Origin of the sequence: Candidatus Nitrosocosmicus agrestis (assembly GCF_008389435.1) — an archaeon.
GTDB classification, from domain to species: Archaea; Thermoproteota; Nitrososphaeria; order Nitrososphaerales; family Nitrososphaeraceae; genus Nitrosocosmicus; species Nitrosocosmicus agrestis.
Genome location: NZ_VUYS01000001.1, coordinates 52,881 through 72,542 on the forward strand (window position 1 = coordinate 52,881; position 19,662 = coordinate 72,542).

General features: G+C 34.8%; 17 protein-coding genes. 11 read left to right on the forward strand and 6 right to left on the reverse strand.

Going from position 1 to position 19,662, the window contains the following annotated elements:
- The first annotated feature begins 145 nt into the window (after positions 1-145).
- The 3 genes from F1Z66_RS00265 to F1Z66_RS00275 all read left to right on the forward strand — a co-directional run bounded on the left by F1Z66_RS00265 (position 146) and on the right by F1Z66_RS00275 (position 2,925).
- Entirely contained in the window at positions 146-1,129 is a 984-nt protein-coding gene (locus tag F1Z66_RS00265; RefSeq protein WP_195907432.1) for a hypothetical protein, read from the forward strand.
- Between the two features lie 74 nt (positions 1,130-1,203).
- Positions 1,204-1,818 carry an NADPH-dependent FMN reductase gene (locus F1Z66_RS00270; protein ID WP_149861604.1) on the forward strand — a complete coding sequence of 205 codons (615 nt, stop codon included), beginning with the start codon at positions 1,204-1,206 and terminating at the stop codon, positions 1,816-1,818.
- Between the two features lie 177 nt (positions 1,819-1,995).
- Positions 1,996-2,925, forward strand: a complete 930-nt coding sequence (locus F1Z66_RS00275; protein ID WP_159357304.1) for a DNA adenine methylase — start codon at positions 1,996-1,998, stop codon at positions 2,923-2,925.
- Positions 2,926-3,023: 98 nt separating this feature from the next.
- Here F1Z66_RS00275 and F1Z66_RS00280 read toward each other — a convergent pair whose 3' ends face one another.
- From F1Z66_RS00280 to F1Z66_RS15115, 3 genes are all read right to left on the reverse strand, one after another.
- Complete coding sequence (locus tag F1Z66_RS00280; protein ID WP_149861606.1) at positions 3,024-4,124, reverse strand: DNA topoisomerase IV subunit A; 1,101 nt, start codon at positions 4,122-4,124, stop codon at positions 3,024-3,026.
- Positions 4,125-4,131: 7 nt separating this feature from the next.
- Complete coding sequence (locus F1Z66_RS00285) at positions 4,132-7,131, reverse strand: DNA topoisomerase VI subunit B (RefSeq protein WP_149861607.1); 3,000 nt, start codon at positions 7,129-7,131, stop codon at positions 4,132-4,134.
- Positions 7,132-7,194: 63 nt separating this feature from the next.
- Positions 7,195-7,353: a hypothetical protein gene (locus F1Z66_RS15115; RefSeq protein WP_154670456.1), complete on the reverse strand. Its 159-nt coding sequence runs from the start codon at positions 7,351-7,353 to the stop codon at positions 7,195-7,197.
- Positions 7,354-7,677: 324 nt separating this feature from the next.
- Between F1Z66_RS15115 and F1Z66_RS00290 the strand changes: the two genes are divergently transcribed.
- The 6 genes from F1Z66_RS00290 to F1Z66_RS00315 all read left to right on the forward strand — a co-directional run bounded on the left by F1Z66_RS00290 (position 7,678) and on the right by F1Z66_RS00315 (position 13,881).
- Complete coding sequence (locus F1Z66_RS00290; RefSeq protein WP_230207379.1) at positions 7,678-7,869, forward strand: zinc-domain-containing protein; 192 nt, start codon at positions 7,678-7,680, stop codon at positions 7,867-7,869.
- Positions 7,870-8,013: 144 nt separating this feature from the next.
- Positions 8,014-8,409, forward strand: a complete 396-nt coding sequence (locus tag F1Z66_RS00295; RefSeq protein ID WP_149861608.1) for a S6e family ribosomal protein — start codon at positions 8,014-8,016, stop codon at positions 8,407-8,409.
- A gap of 153 nt (positions 8,410-8,562) precedes the next feature.
- A complete protein-coding gene (locus tag F1Z66_RS00300; protein WP_438502930.1) occupies positions 8,563-9,792 on the forward strand; it encodes a translation initiation factor IF-2 subunit gamma in 1,230 nt (409 codons plus the stop codon).
- Between the two features lie 6 nt (positions 9,793-9,798).
- Positions 9,799-10,263 carry a hypothetical protein gene (locus tag F1Z66_RS00305; protein WP_149861609.1) on the forward strand — a complete coding sequence of 155 codons (465 nt, stop codon included), beginning with the start codon at positions 9,799-9,801 and terminating at the stop codon, positions 10,261-10,263.
- 14 nt (positions 10,264-10,277) lie between these two features.
- Complete coding sequence (locus F1Z66_RS00310; protein ID WP_149861610.1) at positions 10,278-10,952, forward strand: MBL fold metallo-hydrolase; 675 nt, start codon at positions 10,278-10,280, stop codon at positions 10,950-10,952.
- Positions 10,953-11,034: 82 nt separating this feature from the next.
- Positions 11,035-13,881 carry a peptidylprolyl isomerase gene (locus F1Z66_RS00315; RefSeq protein ID WP_149861611.1) on the forward strand — a complete coding sequence of 949 codons (2,847 nt, stop codon included), beginning with the start codon at positions 11,035-11,037 and terminating at the stop codon, positions 13,879-13,881.
- A 25-nt stretch (positions 13,882-13,906) separates the two neighbouring features.
- On the opposite strand, the gene F1Z66_RS00320 is transcribed toward F1Z66_RS00315, so the two are convergent.
- Positions 13,907-14,824: a deoxyhypusine synthase gene (locus F1Z66_RS00320; protein ID WP_438502931.1), complete on the reverse strand. Its 918-nt coding sequence runs from the start codon at positions 14,822-14,824 to the stop codon at positions 13,907-13,909.
- A gap of 146 nt (positions 14,825-14,970) precedes the next feature.
- Here F1Z66_RS00320 and F1Z66_RS00325 point away from each other — a divergent pair, with 146 nt between their 5' ends.
- Complete coding sequence (locus F1Z66_RS00325; RefSeq protein WP_149861613.1) at positions 14,971-16,083, forward strand: deoxyhypusine synthase family protein; 1,113 nt, start codon at positions 14,971-14,973, stop codon at positions 16,081-16,083.
- Positions 16,084-16,297: 214 nt separating this feature from the next.
- A complete protein-coding gene (gene pyrI, locus F1Z66_RS00330; RefSeq protein WP_195907433.1) occupies positions 16,298-16,759 on the forward strand; it encodes an aspartate carbamoyltransferase regulatory subunit in 462 nt (153 codons plus the stop codon).
- A gap of 197 nt (positions 16,760-16,956) precedes the next feature.
- On the opposite strand, the gene F1Z66_RS00335 is transcribed toward pyrI, so the two are convergent.
- Positions 16,957-17,526, reverse strand: coding sequence for a CBS domain-containing protein (locus F1Z66_RS00335; RefSeq protein ID WP_149861614.1), 570 nt, complete (start codon positions 17,524-17,526; stop codon positions 16,957-16,959).
- Between the two features lie 76 nt (positions 17,527-17,602).
- The gene (gene rqcH / locus F1Z66_RS00340) at positions 17,603-19,639 is read right to left on the reverse strand and encodes a ribosome rescue protein RqcH (RefSeq protein WP_149861615.1); all 2,037 of its coding nucleotides are present in this window, start codon (positions 19,637-19,639) and stop codon (positions 17,603-17,605) included.
- Between the last annotated feature and the right edge of the window lie 23 nt (positions 19,640-19,662).

A 19,662-nucleotide genomic window follows, 5' to 3' on the forward strand; every position in this document is an offset into this window, starting at 1 on the left:
CAAAAAAAATAAAACAGATGAATATTTTAAAAAAACCACTAACAATTAATCTTCTACTAGAATTAGATTATAGTTTTGAGAAAAAAACAAGTACATAATTATTAAAAACAATCCTCATAAAGAATATCCACTAAAAAATCATAGCATGTATTTCAATAAAGTAACTTCCGGCATAGTGTCTGCCATATTTTTGTTACTAATCTTAAGTTCAGTTAATGTATCATCAATAAAACTAGCAAATGCAGCAGAAGGTGACCTAGTAAACTACAACAATAATTTCGATATATATACTTCACCTAATGACCCTAACAAAGATTCAGCTATGCAAAATGCAGATTGCGTAGTTAACTTTATGCAGACCTATATATATGCATCCTCTTCAGCTCAAAACTGCAATAGTCCAAGCAGCACACCACAACAACAGCAATCTCAGCCACCTGTGGACCAAAACCAAATTCAAGGACAACCCCAGTATCAAAGACAATATCAACCTCAGCAGGCAACAGGACAAGGCCTCCAAGCTACTGACGGACCTCAAACAGGAACATCTGCCCAAAGTGACGAGGTAGGTGTGGTAAAAGTAGTGAATGGTAATAAGGGTTCAGGCACCAACAGTGTTTCAAGTAGCTTTGCGCCAGTGCAGTCCACATCATTTGCAGTTCCTCAACAGGACAATGACAAGAATGCAAAGGACAATGACAACGATGATAATGATAATAATGACAATGACAAGAATGCAAAGGACAATGACAACGATGATAATGATAATAATGACAATGACAAGAATGCAAAGGACAATGACAACGATGATAATGATAATAATGACAATGACAAGAATGCAAAGGACAATGACAACGATGATAATGATAATAATGACAATGACAAGAATGCAAAGGACAATGACAACGATGATAATGATAATAATGACAATGACAAGAATGCAAAGGACAATGACAACGATGATAATGATAATGACAACAAGGATGGAAACAAAATCTACAACGAAAAATCAGTTTCAAAAGATGAGCGCAAGTTATTGTTAACTACCTGCTTTGAAAGAGGATATGATAAAGGAAATTACCTCTCCACAGAGGAAATAGTTAAATGTGCTGAAAACTACAATGCCTAACCATTCTTTTATCCTTTTTTCAAACAGATAAATGTAAATATTCAAATAATAAGAATAAAATAAAAAAAAATTAGATGACGATTAAATTATTAGGAATTGCAGGAAGTATGAGAAGCAATTCCTATAGTTTTAAAGCTCTAGAACTTGCTTTAAAAACAGCTAATTCAAATTATAATGCTGAAATAAATTTATTTGATCTTAGAAAAAATAAATTACCCATTTATGAACCAAATCAAGATCAGAGCAAAATACAAACAGCTGAATTAGAAAGCTTGCAACTGGCTAAAACTCTTGTAAAATGGTCAGATGCCATCATTTTGACATCTCCAGACTACCACGGTTCAATGTCAGGAGTAATAAAGAACTTTTTGGATTTTTTTTGGAAAGAGTTTTCTGGAAAAACTTTCGGATACATCTGTGCATCCCATGAAAAAGGGCTAACTGTAATGGAACAGATGAGAACAGCAGTGAGACAGTGTTATGGATGGAGCATGCCTTATGGAATTTCCACAAGTTCTGAAGATTTTGATCAGGAAGGTAATCTAACAAACAGCAAGACCCTTTCAAGAATTCATATGCTATCTAGAGACATTGTATTTTATGGAAAGGCAATAAGGGAACAATACATTTTAGATACGACTAACAAGGTCAAAGAATCTTACTCCTATTTGACTATGGGTAAAGACTAGTCTTATAGTTGCTACTTCCCTACCAACTATATTTACACAAATTGGCAGGAAGAAAAAGAAGAGAAATAGAATTTAAAGAAAAAAAACAAACTTATTCTATGAATTTTTACTTGTACCTGATTATATAGAAAACAATCATATGTCTTAATGTTAATCTAGCATATAATACTACATCAATTGTACAAGACAAATACGACATCTTTTTTGAAATGGGCAGGAGGGAAGAAAAGATTAGTATCCCTGTTAGATAAGCTCAGTCCAGACAATATCGATAAATATTACGAGCCCTTTTTGGGTAGCGGTGCTTTCTTTTATCATCTAATTCAAACTAGAAAACAATTCAAAGCGATTTTGTCCGATTCCAATCCTCAATTAATTAACACCTATAGAGTAGTAAGAGACAATGTACAAGAATTAGTTGAAATACTTAAAAATCATCAGAAAAACTATTACGAAAAAAGAGAAAAGTATTACTATCTTATAAGAGACAATCACAGTAACGATGGAGATAACAAGTATAACAACATAGAGCTGGCAGGAAAATTCATTTTCTTAAACAAAACTTGCTATAATGGCCTGTACAGGGTGAATAAAATAGGAAATTTTAATGTTCCTCATGGAAGATATTTTAATCCCAAAATATGTAACAAAGAAAAACTAATGGAATGTTCCAGATTACTAAATCTGGCAGACGTAGAAATTCGGTGTGATGTTTACAAAAATACTATAGCCAAATGTCAAAAAGATGACTTTATCTATTTGGACCCCCCCTACTTCCCAGTCTCTCGAACAGCAAATTTTACCGACTACACGAAAGAAAGTTTTGGAATTCAGCAGCACACAGAGTTGGCCCATGAATTTGATAGACTTGACACCATTGGAGCTCGAGTGTTACTTTCAAATTCCAACTCAGATTATATAAAGGATTTATACAAAGACCACCATATTCTCAAAGTAAGATCCCAAAGAAACATCAACTGTGATGCAACTGGAAGAAAAAATCATTTTGATCTTTTGGTCACAAACTATAACAAAACCATAAAAGAATCAACAAAAGATACTCGATACAAGGTAAATAAATTAAGCATAAAGGTTCGCCAAAGGTAATGAAAAATTTTCCATACCGCCCGGTTGGTTTTCATCCTCCATAGATATATACACAAAAAAAAATGTTATTGGAGTTTGTTACCAAAGTACAGATTTTATCAGATTACACCAGCCAATCTAAGTTTTTGTGGCAAATATGTTTCTGAAAGATACTTGAAACCGTGTTTAAAGAATGCATCTAGCTCACATTTTTCCTTTTTGCTCAAAAAGAGGTTTAGTTCTTTTTGCCACTGCTTGTTTTGCATCCAAGGTTTTTTCTTCATATCATTGGCCCTGTTAATATCTTCATCACTAGCTGTCAATCTTGCTACTTCCGGAATGTTAAATTGATAAATATCAGAAAACATCATTCCAAGAACTTGGGCATCTGGAGTTACAAGTCTTTCGCTATCATAGCTTAGAGATTCACTTCCTATTTTATATCTCAAAGCTATGCCTAGTCCCCATGGGTCTGCATCAGCAAACACCACTACGGGTTTATTCCACTCTTCATTTAGTGTTTTAACCATCATCCTAGTAGCACGGTCTGGTTCACCCGAACCAGTCAATAAAATTGCATTATACTTTTGAATAAAACCGGATTTTCTTATGTTATTTAAAACAGTATCTTTTTCCACGACCATTACAAAATCTGCTTTTACATCTTCAATCTGGACATCCCCCATGTTAGTTGGGATCAACTGAGAAGTAGCTTTACTACCCAGATTACAATCAATAATATCGCCTCCAACCCGTAGTTTTATAGGACCTGAGATCATACCCTTGGGTTTAGATGTTACCGAAAATTCCTCTCGAGGAATGCCCGTCAAAAGTTCGACAGCCTTTATGGCATTATCTGAATCGTCTTGTCCGTTCCAGAACTTTTGTTTGTTTTTATCATCCCCAACATTGCTAAGGGTTGCATAATACATTCCCCTTATCGTACTTTCCATATCTTCATCCAGTAATTTTTTTATTGCATTTGCCATCACCAAATATTGTGCAAAAGTGGGAATTTTTTTTACACTATCAGGGCTAACTTCAACCTTTTTGTCACCCGTAGTAAGCATCCGTTTTTCATCCGACCAAATGGTATTATCATAACCTATTTTTGGTAAATCCAATACAGGCATCTGATTCTGTTTTATTACATCGTCAGATATCCTCTTCATGATCTTTTTTACGGTAGTTATAAACTCCTGCTTCTTTACTGTGGACAAATGATGATCACCTTAGCTTTTTACCCTTATTTACCCTTTTACTATACGAGTCCAAGGTCGACTGTAGTTGTGTTGATTGAGAAGAGTTATCCTCTTTTTTATTCAATTTATTTTTTAAGGTGGATGATCCTGGTTTGTGTTTTTGAACCTTATTAGATATCTTATCTTTTGCTTTTGTAACAGGCTTTATTTTAGAACCTATTATAGCATTTGACTTGTTGTTCTTGTTTGTTATAGGGGTTTTTACTTCATGGTTGTTGAAATTTTTAAAGAGTTTATTTGGATAATATTTTTGTTCCATTTCTTTTTCAGTATTTTTGCTAACCTTTTCTGTTTGTTTTGCATTATTTTTTTTAAAATTTGGTTTTATTTCTTCAATAGATTTACTAGTTTTAGTAACTTTTCCATATTCTTTTTTTGTTTTTGTTGGTAAAAGAGAAGAAATAATATTTTTAGATCTCTTACTAGAATTATTAATATCACCGTTTGTTTGTGGTCTTCTAGCAATAGATTTCGAATTGTTTGTTGCTAAACCACGGTTATTTAATTCGGAATTTACAGCATATTTTTTTACTGCAGTATTGGACTGCACCTCTTTGGTAGAGTCTTTGAAAGACAACTTTGGTTTTATCTTTGAAACTGGACGTTTTGTTGGATGGCTAGGATGTCGAAAACGAGTATCCGTATTGGAATTAGTTGTATTGTTAGCCATAGCGGATTTGGAAGTGGTAGGGGAAGTGGCATTAACTTTGGAATTGGAGCGAGAAGTGGATGTATGGTGAGAAGGTGAGGAAAGTGCCCCTGACAAAGGGTTTGAATGTAATGCTGACTGACCTATATGATCAACTGAGGATGACAAGAAACCAGAAGAAGATGATTCTGTCTGAGGAAATTCATCATCGTTTTCACCCCCCGTTGGTTTTTTTGATAAATGACTTTCAATCAATCTTGAAAAAGATTCATTTAATTTGGGACTTTTTATCCCCAAAGCCTCGTTAATTGATTCAACAATAAAGGGTAGGTAATGTTTGTATAATCTGAGCTTATTTTCAGCTTCTTTCTGTTTAAGCTCTTTTCTTATTTGAGTACTTAACTTTCTATATAATTCCGAAAGACAAGATTTCATATAATACTTCAATTCACCTTCCGACGCAATACTTTCCTTCCCAGCTGTTTTGTATGGAATCTTTGTAGAGCAAATGTGAAAGAAAATGTGTAATGGTAATACTTCGATTACCCTGTCTTTTTTCGATTCTTTATTAGTTGAAAACTGCTCTTTGGCTTGTTTTTTGGTTATTCCCATCTTATTGATTTCTACTTCAGAAATTACCTCTCTTGCGACATCAGATCCTTCATCATATAGTAAAGGTATTTTGTTAGCAAACCGATACATTTTAAACGAAGGAATATCACCACCATAAGCCAGACCTGTTTCGACTATGGTGGGCCTATTGTTTATAACGCACGTTCTTGATGTATATGCAGTCAAGACAGGCTTTAGAACTTTTACTGAAAAATTTGATTTTGAACTGCTGCCGCTGTTGCTGTTTTTGATTGAATATGGTTTCTTACTTTCTTCCAGATCGCTGGTTAGTAATTCAGAGACTGGATTTGCTATATTGCTATTAGACATTCCAGAATTAGTAGAATTAATGTTTGAAGGATGAGAAGTTAGAGAAGTAATTTTTGCAGGCATAGCATCGGTATTGGTACTATTATTATTATTTTGGTCAATCATGTTTGGAGAAACAACCTGATTATTACCAACGTTATCACCTCTTGAATCAAATTTCTTCGGATTCGTATTGTAGTAGGCTGAAGAGGAAAAGGAGGATGAGGAAGACATTTTTTCAGGTGGCAATACATCGTTAGTCTTACTAGAAACAATCGTGTATTCGGACATCATTCCTATAGTCAAAACATCCTTTCCTATTGGACTCAAGTGGTCTGTGTTGGGATTTTGAAACTTTGTCTTTTTACAAATATTTACTATCTTTATCAGGTCGTGTTCACTAAAATCGCTAATAGAAGTTTTTATCGACAATCCAGTGCTGGCTACAATATCTTTTGCCTTTTCATAGGAAAGTTTTTGAAAAGAAGAACTAAGAATTTTTGGCAGGGTCAGTTTTTGATCGTGAAATTTGGAAATTGCCTTTTTAAGGGTTTTTAAGTCCATATCGGAAGGATGGGGCAGAATTTCTTGGGCAGGTTGGGGCATTATAGTGGTTCTTCTGTTAAATTCAAATACACCATCATCTGTTTCAAAAGTCAAAGAAGCATATGGATTCACAATACTTGTTTCAGAAACATATTCATAAATTTTGTTCTTTGTTATAGGAACTAATTTTGCTCTAAGTATAACCTGAATTTTAAATCCAGACGGACTATTTATCTGCGGATCTTGTCCTTTTAGTAATTTTTTGATCAGCACTATCGGTTTGTTGGTACCAATATCAGTTCTCAGTTCAAAATAATATTCGTCGGTCTCGTCAACAGATTTGTTCCACACCTTTATGGGAAAATCAGTATCTTTGGTGGAAAAAGCTGCAACCATTTTTAGACCCACTCCAAATAGTCCGCGCTGCTGTTTTTCCATATACTTTGCCGAAGTCAAAAAAGAACAAACGGCAACAGGCAACTTCTCTGAATTTATTCCAGTGCCGTTATCTTCACATGAAAGTATCCATAGATCATTATCAGGATCGTATAGTTTAAGCGAGATCCTAATTGATGGTAAAATCGAAAAACTTTCGCAGGAATCCAATGAATTTTCGATTAGTTCCCTGATGGCCATATATAATATACGTTCTCCAGTAAAACCGGCCAAAGCGGAATTATCAACAAAAAATTCGGATTCTGCCTTCTTATTATAAATAATCTTGTATCTATCCGATTTACTTGTTGGAGGACTGCTGCTGCTATTTTTCCTTGATCCTTCTCCTTTATCGCTATTTAATTGCGAAGCAGCAGTGGTAGTAGTGGCAATCTGAGTCGCTCTAGTCGGCATAAAACACCTTTGATGACATCTTATTTGATTTAATCGTTATTCAAAAAGTAGATATACAGGGAGTCAATCAATTTGAGAGCCATAGGGTGTGGAGGCGTTTTTTAATTCCTTCAGACTATCAGGAAGAATTTCTATTAAATAGCGTTTTTTTTCTTTTTGAATTACCAAATAATCAGAACCAGTTCCCACAATGTTTCCATCATGCAAGTCTTTAATTTTCAATAATTGGTAATAACATATAACATTACTTTAGTGTTTTTTTATTTCTACATTAATTTCACTTGTACTTTTTCTACTACTTCAGATAGGTGTTACGTTCCTTTTATGCTATTTTGATTTAGTATTCCAATGGACTGCAGCCTGAATCCTTTTAAAAAAATCAAAAGTACACTAAATGTTGTACCATAATCCGCCTGATTGTGAATTGACGACTGCATAATTTATCATATCAAGATATTAAGTAGATAGTAGCAACATGTCACTAAGGCAGACTAGTTGATAAATAAGATATCTCAAGAATTTAATAGTAAATGTCATGTAATATAGATGGTAAAAATGGATGCCAGATGTGTTAACTGCAATAAGAAAGCCCATTATAACATTGAAAAAAACAATATAGTATGTCAACACTGTGGGTTAGAATTGAGCTATGATGAATATATCGAACAAATGAAAGAAAAAGCAACCTCATTGGCAGATAACTTCCAAGCTAGTTGGGATAAGCAGGGATTTTATTAGGTTTAGAAGCCGCGGCAAATAATACATGTATTTATCTATGCTTAGGTATTCGATCTACTACTGATTTACATTTAGAGACTCATTCGAGTTAATCAAAATACTTAGCAAGATTAATTAAGGCTACAAATTCAATTAAAGAAGACTTTGGTAGAATTTAAAGTAGTTATTTCAGATTCAGCTGGCAGAAGCACCAGTCAAGAGTTAAAAGACAAAAGTGCCCAGCCTCTCTTAGGCTCAAAGCTTGGAGATGTATTAGATTCATCTATTTTCGGATTTAAAGAAGGTAAGATAAAACTAACAGGTGGAAGTGATAAATCGGGAACTCCTATGCGATCTGACCTTCATGGTGCTACAAAGAAATACGTTTTGATGACGCGAGGAGTAGGCATGCGCAATCTTGCACCAGGTGAAAGAAAGAGGAAGTTGGTCAGGGGAAATATGATTACTGAGGAGATTTATCAATTGAATTGTCAATTGATCGATGCAAAGTTGCCTGAAAAGGAGCAACCTCCTGCAGAATCTGCAGAAGGGTCAAAATAAGCTTTTTGACACCAAATAAAAGCGATAACTAAAATCCTTCTTTCCTTTTTATTCTATTAATATACCTATTCTTTTGAATTGTAAGTAAATTAATATTTGAAAGAAAAAATACAAAAGGTATTGCACTGGAAGGAGACTTTACCTGAGTGGTATATTCAAAAATATGGTTATCAGCCATGCATTAACATAGGCACTTCTGGACATGTAGACCATGGTAAAACAACATTAATTGAGGCTATTACAGGAGTATGGACAAGTGGACATAGTGAAGAACTTAGAAGAGGAATTACCATCAAGGTAGGTTACGCAGATGCAGCTTTTTACAAATGCCCAAACTGCCCGCCCCCTTCAAACTATTCGGTTCAACCAAAATGTAGCATATGTAATTCCGATGCGGAACTGTCAAGAGTAGTTAGTTTTGTAGACTCACCAGGACACGAAAGTTTGATGGCAAATATGCTTTCAGGAGGAGCCCTTATGGATGGAGCGATACTAGTTATTGCAGCAAATGAAAGGGTCCCTCAACCTCAAACAAGAGAACACCTTCTGGCACTTCAAGTGCTTGGTATTAAAAATATTGTCATTGTACAAAACAAAGTAGACCTGACAGAAAAGGAAAACGCTATAGAAAATTACAATCAGATAAAGGAATTTGTAAAAGATAGTGTTGCAGAAAATGCACCCATAATACCGATATCGGCACAGCACAGGGCCAATATCGATGTACTAATAGAATATATTGAAAAATACATCCCCACACCTGAAAGGGTTAAGAGTGAAAAGGGAATAATGCACATACTAAGATCGTTTGACATCAACAAACCAGGTACCCCCATCAGAAATATTAAAGGAGGCGTACTTGGAGGTGCATTAACTCAAGGCGAGTTTGAAATCGGTAACGAAATAGAAATACTACCAGGTATTTTAAATGAAAGAAAGAGCAAATACGAATCAATTTTCTCTGAAATAGGATCCTTGGCTACTGGTGCAGGCCTGGTAGATAAAGTAAGGCCTGGTGGTTTAGTAGCAATTGGTTCGAAGCTTGACCCATCCTTTATCAAAAGTGACTCATTAATTGGGGCAGTGGTAGGAAAGCCAGGTTCCTTACCACCTGTAGTGGACGAGATCACTATAGACATCAATCTGTTTGATACAGCCGTAGGTACTCAAGATCTGGTAAAGGTAGAACCTATCAGAAATAAAGAAAATCTTAGATTAAATATAGGTACTGCAGTAACTATCGGAAATGTTACAAACTCTAAAAATCAAAGGATTGAGGTAAAAATTAAAAAACCAATCTGTTTGATGCCAAAAAGTAGAGTCGCACTAAGCAGAAGGATTGCAGATAGATGGAGACTAATTGGTGCTGGAATAACAGTTTAAAGAAATATGGAGATTGTTTGTGATACTAGTTTTTTGATGGTGTTGTGCTATGATCCCGTCAAGAATCTGGATTCACTAGAGTCAAGGTTTGGAAAGCTAACATGGTTAATTCATCCTGAGACGGTTAATGAATTATCACAGTTAGAAAGATCAGCAGGGATAAAAAGATCAAAAATCGCAGGTCTTTCTCTAACAATCATAAAAAAACAGATTGAAAATGGAAATTTTAAATTTTTAGATGAAAACCATCTAAAAGGCACATTGAAAAGAAATGAATCAAACCTTACTGTAGACTCAGTTTTATTGAATTTAGCAATAGAAAAGAAAAACCCAATGGCTACAATAGATAAGGAATTAATGAGAAGGGCACTAAAAAAAGGGGTAGATGTAATTACACTTAAAAACAATAAAATCATTTATGCACATTCGCGACCCAGATCAAATTTAAATCAGTCCAAAGCGTCTCCATAACGGAGCAAATATACATGATAAACATAGAGGGCATAGAACTAAGGTGGAATGGACATGATGGATTCAGAATTTCTTCAACAGATGGCAAGGTAATTTATATCGATCCCTTTAAATTAATCGAAAAATACGATCAAAAAAAAGATGCAGATTATATTTTAATTTCTCACAATCATTTTGATCATCTAAGTCTGGAAGATATCAATAAAATTATTAGCAAAAGCACAAAAATTTTTTGTGCTAATGAATGCATAGAGGTCTTGAGAAGAGAATATCCAGATAACATAATTACTCCACTAAAGCCAGGAGATGTTAAATCAATAGATAACATAGCAACTCTAACTGCAGTACCTGCTTACAATACTAACAAGGAGTTTCACCCCAAAAAAGACGAAAAAGTTGGATTTTTAATCAAAATGAATAAAGACAATCCATTAACCATTTATCATACGGGAGATTCAGATATTATTCCTGAAATGAAAGGTATTGTTACGGATGTTTTACTCGTACCAGTTTCTGGCACGTACGTAATGACATCTCAAGAGGCCATCAGAGTAACAAACGAAATTATCAAACCAAGGAAACTTGCAATACCTATGCATTATAAATCCATAGTGGGTACTGCTAAGGACGCTGAGGAATTTACTAAACAAGTAAATGTTTGCAAGACTGTAGTTTTGGAAATCGAATAGCATAAAGAAAAAAAGACAGAGCCTGTCACTGAGAATGATTAAATATTAAATAAAGTTAAAAAATCACACTAAAGTGTAGATAATGGCAGGAGAAGTTTTTTTAAAATCTGAGAAGAGTCGCAAAACGACCAAATATCTTCTCATAATAGCTGTATTGATTCTAGCATTTTCAATAGCTTTCATTCTTAGAGCTTATCCTATAAAATACGGGTTTTATTTGAATGAATTCGATCCTTTTTTTGATTATAGAGCTACTGAATACATAGTTAATCATGGAATTGGACCATATTTTGATTGGCACGATTACAAATCATGGTATCCAGAAGGCAGAGACATAGCAGGAACATCGCAGTCAGGATTACATCTGACGGCAGCGATACTTTACCAGATATTTGGTTTTAATATGAGTTTGATGGATTTCACTATTTGGTTCCCAGTAGTCATCGGGTCCGCATCAACTGCTATAATATTTTTGGTGGTAAGAGCAATAACTGGAAGCACAGTGCCAGGGTTAATTGCTTCATTATTTTTTGCAGTAAGTCCCGCAATTATTCAGAGAGGAAATTTAGGATGGTTTAAGTCAGAACCATTGGGACTGTTTTATGGTCTAGGCGGTACCTACCTATTCTTATCAGCATTAAGAGATACAAAATACAAGTACTTAATCCCAAAAGCAGTCTTTGGAGGTATCCTAGTGGCCCTTGCAGTTACTTCATGGGGAGGGGCTCAGTATTTTGTAATCCCAATTGGGCTCTTTATTATAGTCTTGGGTTTTGTATCAAAAGATCTTAAGAATAATCTAATTGTAGCTGTTTTATTTACGGTATCTGTTCTCGGAGTAGCAGGTGCTTTCCCAAGACCCGGCATATCATTTGTAATGGGACTTCCAGGCATACTGTTAATGACAAGCACGCTCTTTCTCTTCATAACCACCATCGTTAGACTAAAAAGTTCTGAAAAAAGAGCAACTCTGAAAACCGCCATAGTATTAGGAATTTTCGTAATGATAGGAATATCAATCGTAGCAGGCGGATTCTACAAAGCTCCTTCATTTAGATATCTAAACGCCATCAATCCATTCCTTTCTTCAGAAAATAAACTAGTAGAGTCTGTGGCAGAACACTTTACACCCACAATAGTTGACTACTTTAGGCAATTTTCGGTTCTGATTATTTTTGCTGGCCTTGGTATATGGCTATCCTTTAAGAACAAAAACAATACGAACATGATTTTTGGGTTGATAATAGGGCTTACGGGTATATACATAAGCGCCACGTTTGCCAGACTTTTGGTATTTGCATCAATAAGTATTATTATATTATCAAGTATTGGAATCTATCAAGCGATTAGAAGTATAAACTCGATAAGAACAGAAGCAGAACAAAACTCACCCTCGGCAAATAAGGATGGTGTAAAAGTTAAGAGAGAATCAAGGCTTAAGAGAGAAATTTTACCTTATATGGGATTTGCCGCGATTTTGATAATCATGTTAACCATACCAATGGTCTACGATAATAACACAAACTGGATTACTTCTGCAGATGTGCCAACCTCTATAGCTAATGGAGGTACTAATTACCGGCTTACTACTGACGATTGGATAGATACCCTAAATTGGATATCTCAAAATACACCGGCAGGTTCTGTAATTACCTCGTGGTGGGATTATGGATATTGGATTACTACCCTAGGAAATCGAACTTCAATAGCAGATAATGCCACTATAAATCAAACAAGAATAGAAACCATTGCAAAGATGTTTATCAGTCCGGAAGAGGAGGGTTGGAAAATTGCAAATGATTTAAAATCAGACTATATATTGATATATGTAGTTGGACAAAAGCTTCCTTCGTTGGATCCTTCTAATCCGGCACCCCTCTACGTATTGGGCAGCGGAGGGGATGAAAGTAAGAAACATTGGTTCATCAGAATTGGAGGATTTAATGAATCACAATATGTAGAATCTAATGGAGATACACCTAAGCAAAAGTATTGGGATTCCCTTCTTGGGCATATGATGCCATTTGAGACAGTAGGATTCTTCAATCCAACAACTGGTACACTTTCGCCAACATATCAGCCAAACGCCATCCCATTCTATACAAAGGACATAAAATATCCAAAAGGCAATACAAATGAACCACTATCGTTAGAATACGCATCAAAGAGCTTTGAAAGTAATGACCCAGGGCTATTTTTTGGCGTATTATTGTACAAGGTGAATCATGACTACAATACATTTGCTAATACTACTACTGCTACCACTACTACTTCTCCGATAGTGTCTGGTTCAGCTGGTAGCAACAACGGTAGTATTAGTAGCAATAGCAGCAGCGGAGAGAATTCAACTAATGATAGTGCGTTGTCACGCATACAATCTAACCTTTTAAATAATATCGACAATACAACATCTAACAGTAACATGACAAATACCACTTCAAACAATACTGCAACTATTGAGACTACCCAAGGTCCAATTAAAGTTCAATTTTATCCACAAGAAGCACCAAATCATGTAAAGAACTTTCAAGATTTAGCCCGTAAAGGATTCTACGATGGAATTGTGTTTCATCGAATAGTCCCAGGCTTTGTAATTCAAGCAGGCGATCCAAATACAAAGAATGATACTGCAAGCAGAAATACATGGGGAACAGGAGGTCCAGGTTATACCATTAATGAAGAATTCAACAGCATACCTCACGAGAGAGGAATTTTGTCCATGGCTAGAACTAACGATCCAAACAGTGCAGGATCGCAGTTTTTCATAGTGCTTAATGACTCAAAGTTTTTAGATAATCAATATACTGTATTTGGTAAAGTTACAGACGGATTGGAAGTAGTTGACAAGATTGCAAACACTACAACCAACGCAATGGATCAACCGGAGGATCCAAATGCTGCACGCATAACCAAAATAACCATAGACTAAAATAAACCAATTTTTTTAATATTTTTTATTTAGATATCAATCCATGGTATATGAAAGGTAGTATAGTGCTCACATCAGCATGGATAGTAATCTGTCTTGCCTGAGTGGTAACTTTACCCCAAGAAATTGCTTCTGCGACAGGTGCTCCACTCAGACTCCCATCCCATTCGGAAGCTGTTGTAATATAGACCGCATAATCCAAACCACCACGATATTGATTCCACCACAAAGTATGATGTTTTGATAATCCGCCACCCATCATAAAAGCTCCAGTCATTTTGGCATCAAATATAATCTCAGATAACAAAGTCTGGTCTTTCAGAATGTCAATCTTGAAATCTTTATGTGATTGATTAAAGAGCCAAATTTGATTTCCTACTGCGCCATCTACTATCCCAGGAACGAAAACAGGGATATCATTCTTGGCCGCCCAATACAAGAATGAGGATTCATTTAATTGACTTCCCATATATTTGAGAACTTCGGATGGTGCTGCTTCCTTTGCTGATTTTGATTTGTCATACATCTTTTGTAGAATGGCCTGAACCTTATTTTCAATTAGCGGACCATAATTCTTGTTTGGTATCAATATGTTACCCAATCTATGAATATCTTTGTCTAGCAGAAATTTATCATCCAATCTAAAATCACCCTCATAGTAAGAAGAAAAAGATTTTGCTATGTCATGATCCAATGCACCACAAGTAGTAATTATACAATCAAACATCTTGTTTTTGACCATATCTTTTATAATGCCTCGATTTCCAGTCGACACCAAAGCCCCAACAAATGACAAGAATTTGGTACACTCTTTTTCGCGGTTCATTTTCTTCAAAATTTCTATTCCATTAGCTAAATGTCTTCCCTCAAATCCTCCAGAATAGGTCATGATCTTTAAAATTTGATTTAATGATGTGTCCTTAGTTATAGAATAATCTTGTATTTCCTTTGATAAATGGTAGTTATTTTCATTATCATTGCTTAACTGGGATTTCTTTTTTGTCTGTTTCAATAAATTGAAATAAATATTTTACTATTAATAACTTGCGCGAAAATTATGTTATCTCATAACAGGACGATCATAAATATATGGGTCAAGATAAGATAAATGAATTGAACGGCGATCGGCATACTTTTTCGGGTAAAAAGATAGATCCACCCCAAATTTATCCAAACATGAGCATCTCCAATATGATAAACCTATTTAGGAACACAGGATATAATGCACGACGACTAGCAGAAGCGGCAGACATATTCAAAAAAATGGTCGAGTCTGATGCAACTATCTGTTTAACAATTGCCGGAGCCTTGACTCCAATTGGATTTGGTAAAATGATCGCAACAATGATAGAAAATGGATTTGTGGATTGGATAGTTACAACAGGAGCCAATGCATATCATGACTTGCACTTTGCATATGATTTGCCAGTTAGACAAGGTCACTTTGATGTTGATGATGATGTATTATATTCAAAACAGATAGTGCGTATTTATGATGTCTATATTAAAGAATATGGAACCCTACAAGCTCAGGATCTAATAGTACAAAAAAATGTACAAGAATTTTACAAGGATGGCAGAATCGATATTGTAAACAGTTCAACCGCCGACTTATCTTATTTAATAGGAAAAGAAGCAGAAAAGAGATCGAAAGCTCCAGAAAAATCATTTATGGTTGCATCTTTTAAAAATAATGTTCCAGTTTACATACCAGCCCTTAGTGATTCCTCTATCGGTTTGAACATGTTGCCATTATTGCTTGATGGCAAAAGATCCGTCAACCCAATCAAAGATATTGCTGAGTCAACAGCGATACTATGGAAAAGCAAAGTCTCTGGGGGATTGGAGTTAGGTGGAGGTGTGCCCAAAAACTTTTTTCAACAGACAGGTCCGGCATTGTACCAAATTTTAAAAATAAAAGAAGGTGGACATGATTTTATAGTTCAGCTAACTGATGCTAGGCCAGATACTGGTGGATTATCAGGGGCAACACTTCAGGAAGGCAAGAGCTGGGGGAAAATTAAAACTTCTCATAAGGGAAATGTTATAGTATATGGCGACTCTTCAGTTTATTTTCCAATGCTCTGTTCGTATATTTTAAGTGAATGCAAGCCTAGAAGAAAAAAGCAACTGTACAAAAAGAAAGATGTATGGGTTGAGGAGATGAAGAAACATTATCTATCTTCAAAAACCAAAGACTAAAAGAAGTGTTTGGATAATCATGCAAGCAAACACTTTTTGATTTTATGACAAGGGATCAATAATATAGTTGTTGTAATAGTTATGTCTTGTTTTATCTATTGATTTAGAGGATAATATTATTACCAAGAAATATAAATAATGGCCGAAAAAAGCTCTGAAACAGCAAGTTAACAGTAATACAAAAAAGTCTATTATAAATATTGTATATCAATAAATGTCTGAATTCAATCAACTTTTGGTAAGAAGAATTAAGAATGGAACTGTTATTGATCATATTGAATCACCAAGAGCATTATTGGTTCTTCACATATTAAACATAACAGGTCAGGACGGAAATGTAATAACAGTGGCACTGAATGTTCCAAGCGTCAAACAAAATAAAAAAGACATTATAAAAGTGGAGAATCGATTTTTGGAGAAAAAAGAGACTGATAAATTGGCTCTGATTGCTCCAAATGCTACGATCAATATCATCAAAGACTACAAACTTACCGAAAAAAGAAGAATTCAGCTTCCAGACAAAATAATAGGATATTTCAAATGCCCAAATCTAAGATGTATTACTAATACTGAAGAGGGTCTAAGTTCAAAAATCGAAATTATAGACAAAAATAACATTTTACTAAAATGTCAGTACTGTGCAAGATCTATTACCACTACTGAACTGATAAAGTGACTATCACATCAGGACAACTGACAAAGTAAAATAATAAAAAAAACAAACCTGTTAGTCTTGCCTCCCAAGGTATAATATCAAAATTGCATTAGGTTAGGTTCAAATCAACCTGCCACCATTTGATCCAAAACACTCTCGAAAGTGAGTTAATTTGAATTCGATTAAAGAAGTATATACATTAAATAAAAAGCAACAGATCATTCTCCTCTACAAACTTCACAAGTGTAAGATCCATCAGCGTAAAGTAGGAAATCAGACCATTCGCCACATTCATCGCAATATCCAGAAATGTTTCTTGGAGAACGACCAATTTCACCCCTTATAATCAGTGACTTTTCAGAGACTACATCAAATAGTTCAGGGGTCACAGCAAGTACGTCAGATACTGAGATAATTCCTACCAAATGATCTTTATGGGTAACTCCTAATCGCTTTATCCCGTGTTGTCTCAGTAGTCGAGCTGCTGATGTAATACTTTCTTCCCCACTGATCGTGATCAAAGGCTGCATTATACTTGATGCCTTTATCTCAGAAGGTATTAATCCATTGGCTATTGCTTTAGTAACTATATCCCAATCTGTTATGATTCCCAAGGGTTTATCATTATCTAAGACAATAATACTGCCAATCTTAGCGTTGGTCATTAGCTTTGAAATTGCTACAAGATCATCGTTAGGACCAGCGTGTACTATAGGACTATTCATAACATCGCTAACAAGAACCCGTGTCGTCATCCCGGTAGTTTCGTCTCTAATATCTTTAGACACATCAAATCTTCATAGTTTGAATTTAATTACTTTTCGATTCAAAGATAAAGAATATCAACCAGATATTCGAATCAGATTAATTATTCTTGACTATCCTACCAAATTCATGTTTTAACCCTCCATTCACAATAGGTAAAAGCTTAAACTGTCCAACAGGAAGGATTCTCACTATTTCATCAATTGAGTAGTTCTTTAGGTAGGTAGTAATGCTTTCAGGAAACTCATTTTTGATAGCAAAATCTACGAAATCAGCCTTTATCTTTTTTGAAGCTTTTACAACATCATATCCAGAAGGAATTATAGGTCTTAAGCATACAGATCTCTTTGCTATCGCTGATTGAGGTCCAGTTATGAATAATGGCCTCTCTTCGATAAAAGATAAACCTATTGCCATTTTGATTTCCAAATTTTTGACAAAGTTTTTCTTTCCCTCTATTATAAACGCCCCCTTTGGTAAATACTGACCTGTAGGTGCCCCCTTCTTAATCTGATATGGATAAACCCAATAGGCATCAGCAGAAGACAGACCATCTTTCCACGATCTGCTAAAGGAAACGGTAGCTTGAGATACCTCTTGTATACTTTGTGAAATATCTACAGCAGATTTGTTGTTAGCATTCTTTAATATAAAGAATGGCGACCCATGTACCTCGGCATGGAAAACATAATCATTTTCTGTTAAATATTTCCTGATGAGGACAGAATTCGAGGATGAATCTCTACCGCCAATAGCAAGCATATCATCCGCAGTCAGAAACCATCTATACTTTTCATACCATTCTTTGTTTGTTAAGATCTTAACTTGTGCCCCTGGTTTCTTATCTTTTTGTTTTTGGATTTTTTCCAATTGCTCTAGTAGTTTTGCTCGAGATTCTTCTATTGTGATCAAACCTCTTTCCATTTCTTTCGCTATATTAAATAACATCGAAGAAATCTTTGGAATATTATGGGATTCGCCATCAATTGGAACCTTTTCACTCATGATCTCCAAATATGGCTTACCCTTCAAATCTAGAATCTTGGCATCAAATTCATTTAGTAATGTACACATAGGATGTTCTTTTGGAATCATACTACTCCTAGAAAATATGCCAAAGTCAAGTATAGACGACTGCTGCATCAGCTTGCTAGCAAAGTTTCTGAGTTTGTTGGATTTTGAAATAACTAGATCTTTGGCTTTTTGTTGTTCTTCTAGATCGTGCTTTATTGTTTCAATTTGTTTTTCTAGTTCAGAATTTTTAATATTGCTACTATGCAAAATATTATAATTTATTAAATCATCTATCGCGTCGGTGTATGAGTCGTATCTTTTAATATGATCAGCATCTACATCATTAGGAATTACGGGACTGATATCATACGGATTGTTATTTTCATCTAAAATTATACACGGATCTAATCCTACACCCGACGAAATATTCTTAATTAATAGGTTCAATTCTTCAAATACAGTTTTGATTTCCGATTGGCTCAAATCACTTACTTTCTTATTTGGGATGTCTGCATTATGGACTGCTAACTCGATATATTTTTTTGAGATGGATAGGTTTCTACCTAACCATCTCTTTATGTCAATGTTCTCAAATTCATTTTTTCGAATTAGTGATATAAAGTCATCAATGTTTATGGTAAGCGGATCTACTCCTCGTGATGGTGGGGGGAAATATTTTAATCCAGTTCTTAGAGTTCTATGTCTCACATTGATTGGATTCAGAATATTCAATATTTTAAAAGAATCATCACAAAACATTATATTTCCATGTCCGAACAATTCCAGTATTATATAATATTTAGTTCCACGGATAGTTTGAAATTCGAACTGGATAATACGCTCCCCAGGGATGACGAATGCATCAACTAGTTTGGAACGCTCTAGTTCGATCTTTATTTTCTTAAGAGCATCATTATCTTCAAGTATTGAATACTTGTATTTTGTAACGCAAATACCATAGGTCGAGATAAGCAACGATATATCATTTTTCTGAGAATGATGAAATTTTATTATTAAAGAATTTTTTGTTATAAGGGAAATATTGCTAACATAATAGACACTATCAATTAATTGCTTTATATTGTTTACAAGAAACCTTAACTCTATCTCTGATATGGCCATGAGTGGATAATATTTTTATTGAA

Bases quoted from the DNA above. Each gene is read 5' to 3' on its own strand.
- F1Z66_RS00285 (WP_149861607.1), bottom strand. From the start codon at position 7,131: ATGCCGACTAGAGCGACTCAGATTGCCACTACTACCACTGCTGCTTCG.
- pyrI (WP_195907433.1), top strand. From the start codon at position 16,298: ATGTCTGAATTCAATCAACTTTTGGTAAGAAGAATTAAGAATGGAACT.
- F1Z66_RS00310 (WP_149861610.1), top strand. From the start codon at position 10,278: ATGATAAACATAGAGGGCATAGAACTAAGGTGGAATGGACATGATGGA.
- rqcH (WP_149861615.1), bottom strand. From the start codon at position 19,639: ATGGCCATATCAGAGATAGAGTTAAGGTTTCTTGTAAACAATATAAAG.
- F1Z66_RS00325 (WP_149861613.1), top strand. From the start codon at position 14,971: ATGGGTCAAGATAAGATAAATGAATTGAACGGCGATCGGCATACTTTT.
- F1Z66_RS00290 (WP_230207379.1), top strand. From the start codon at position 7,678: ATGGTAAAAATGGATGCCAGATGTGTTAACTGCAATAAGAAAGCCCAT.
- F1Z66_RS00305 (WP_149861609.1), top strand. From the start codon at position 9,799: ATGGAGATTGTTTGTGATACTAGTTTTTTGATGGTGTTGTGCTATGAT.
- F1Z66_RS00270 (WP_149861604.1), top strand. From the start codon at position 1,204: ATGACGATTAAATTATTAGGAATTGCAGGAAGTATGAGAAGCAATTCC.
- F1Z66_RS00265 (WP_195907432.1), top strand. From the start codon at position 146: ATGTATTTCAATAAAGTAACTTCCGGCATAGTGTCTGCCATATTTTTG.
- F1Z66_RS00315 (WP_149861611.1), top strand. From the start codon at position 11,035: ATGGCAGGAGAAGTTTTTTTAAAATCTGAGAAGAGTCGCAAAACGACC.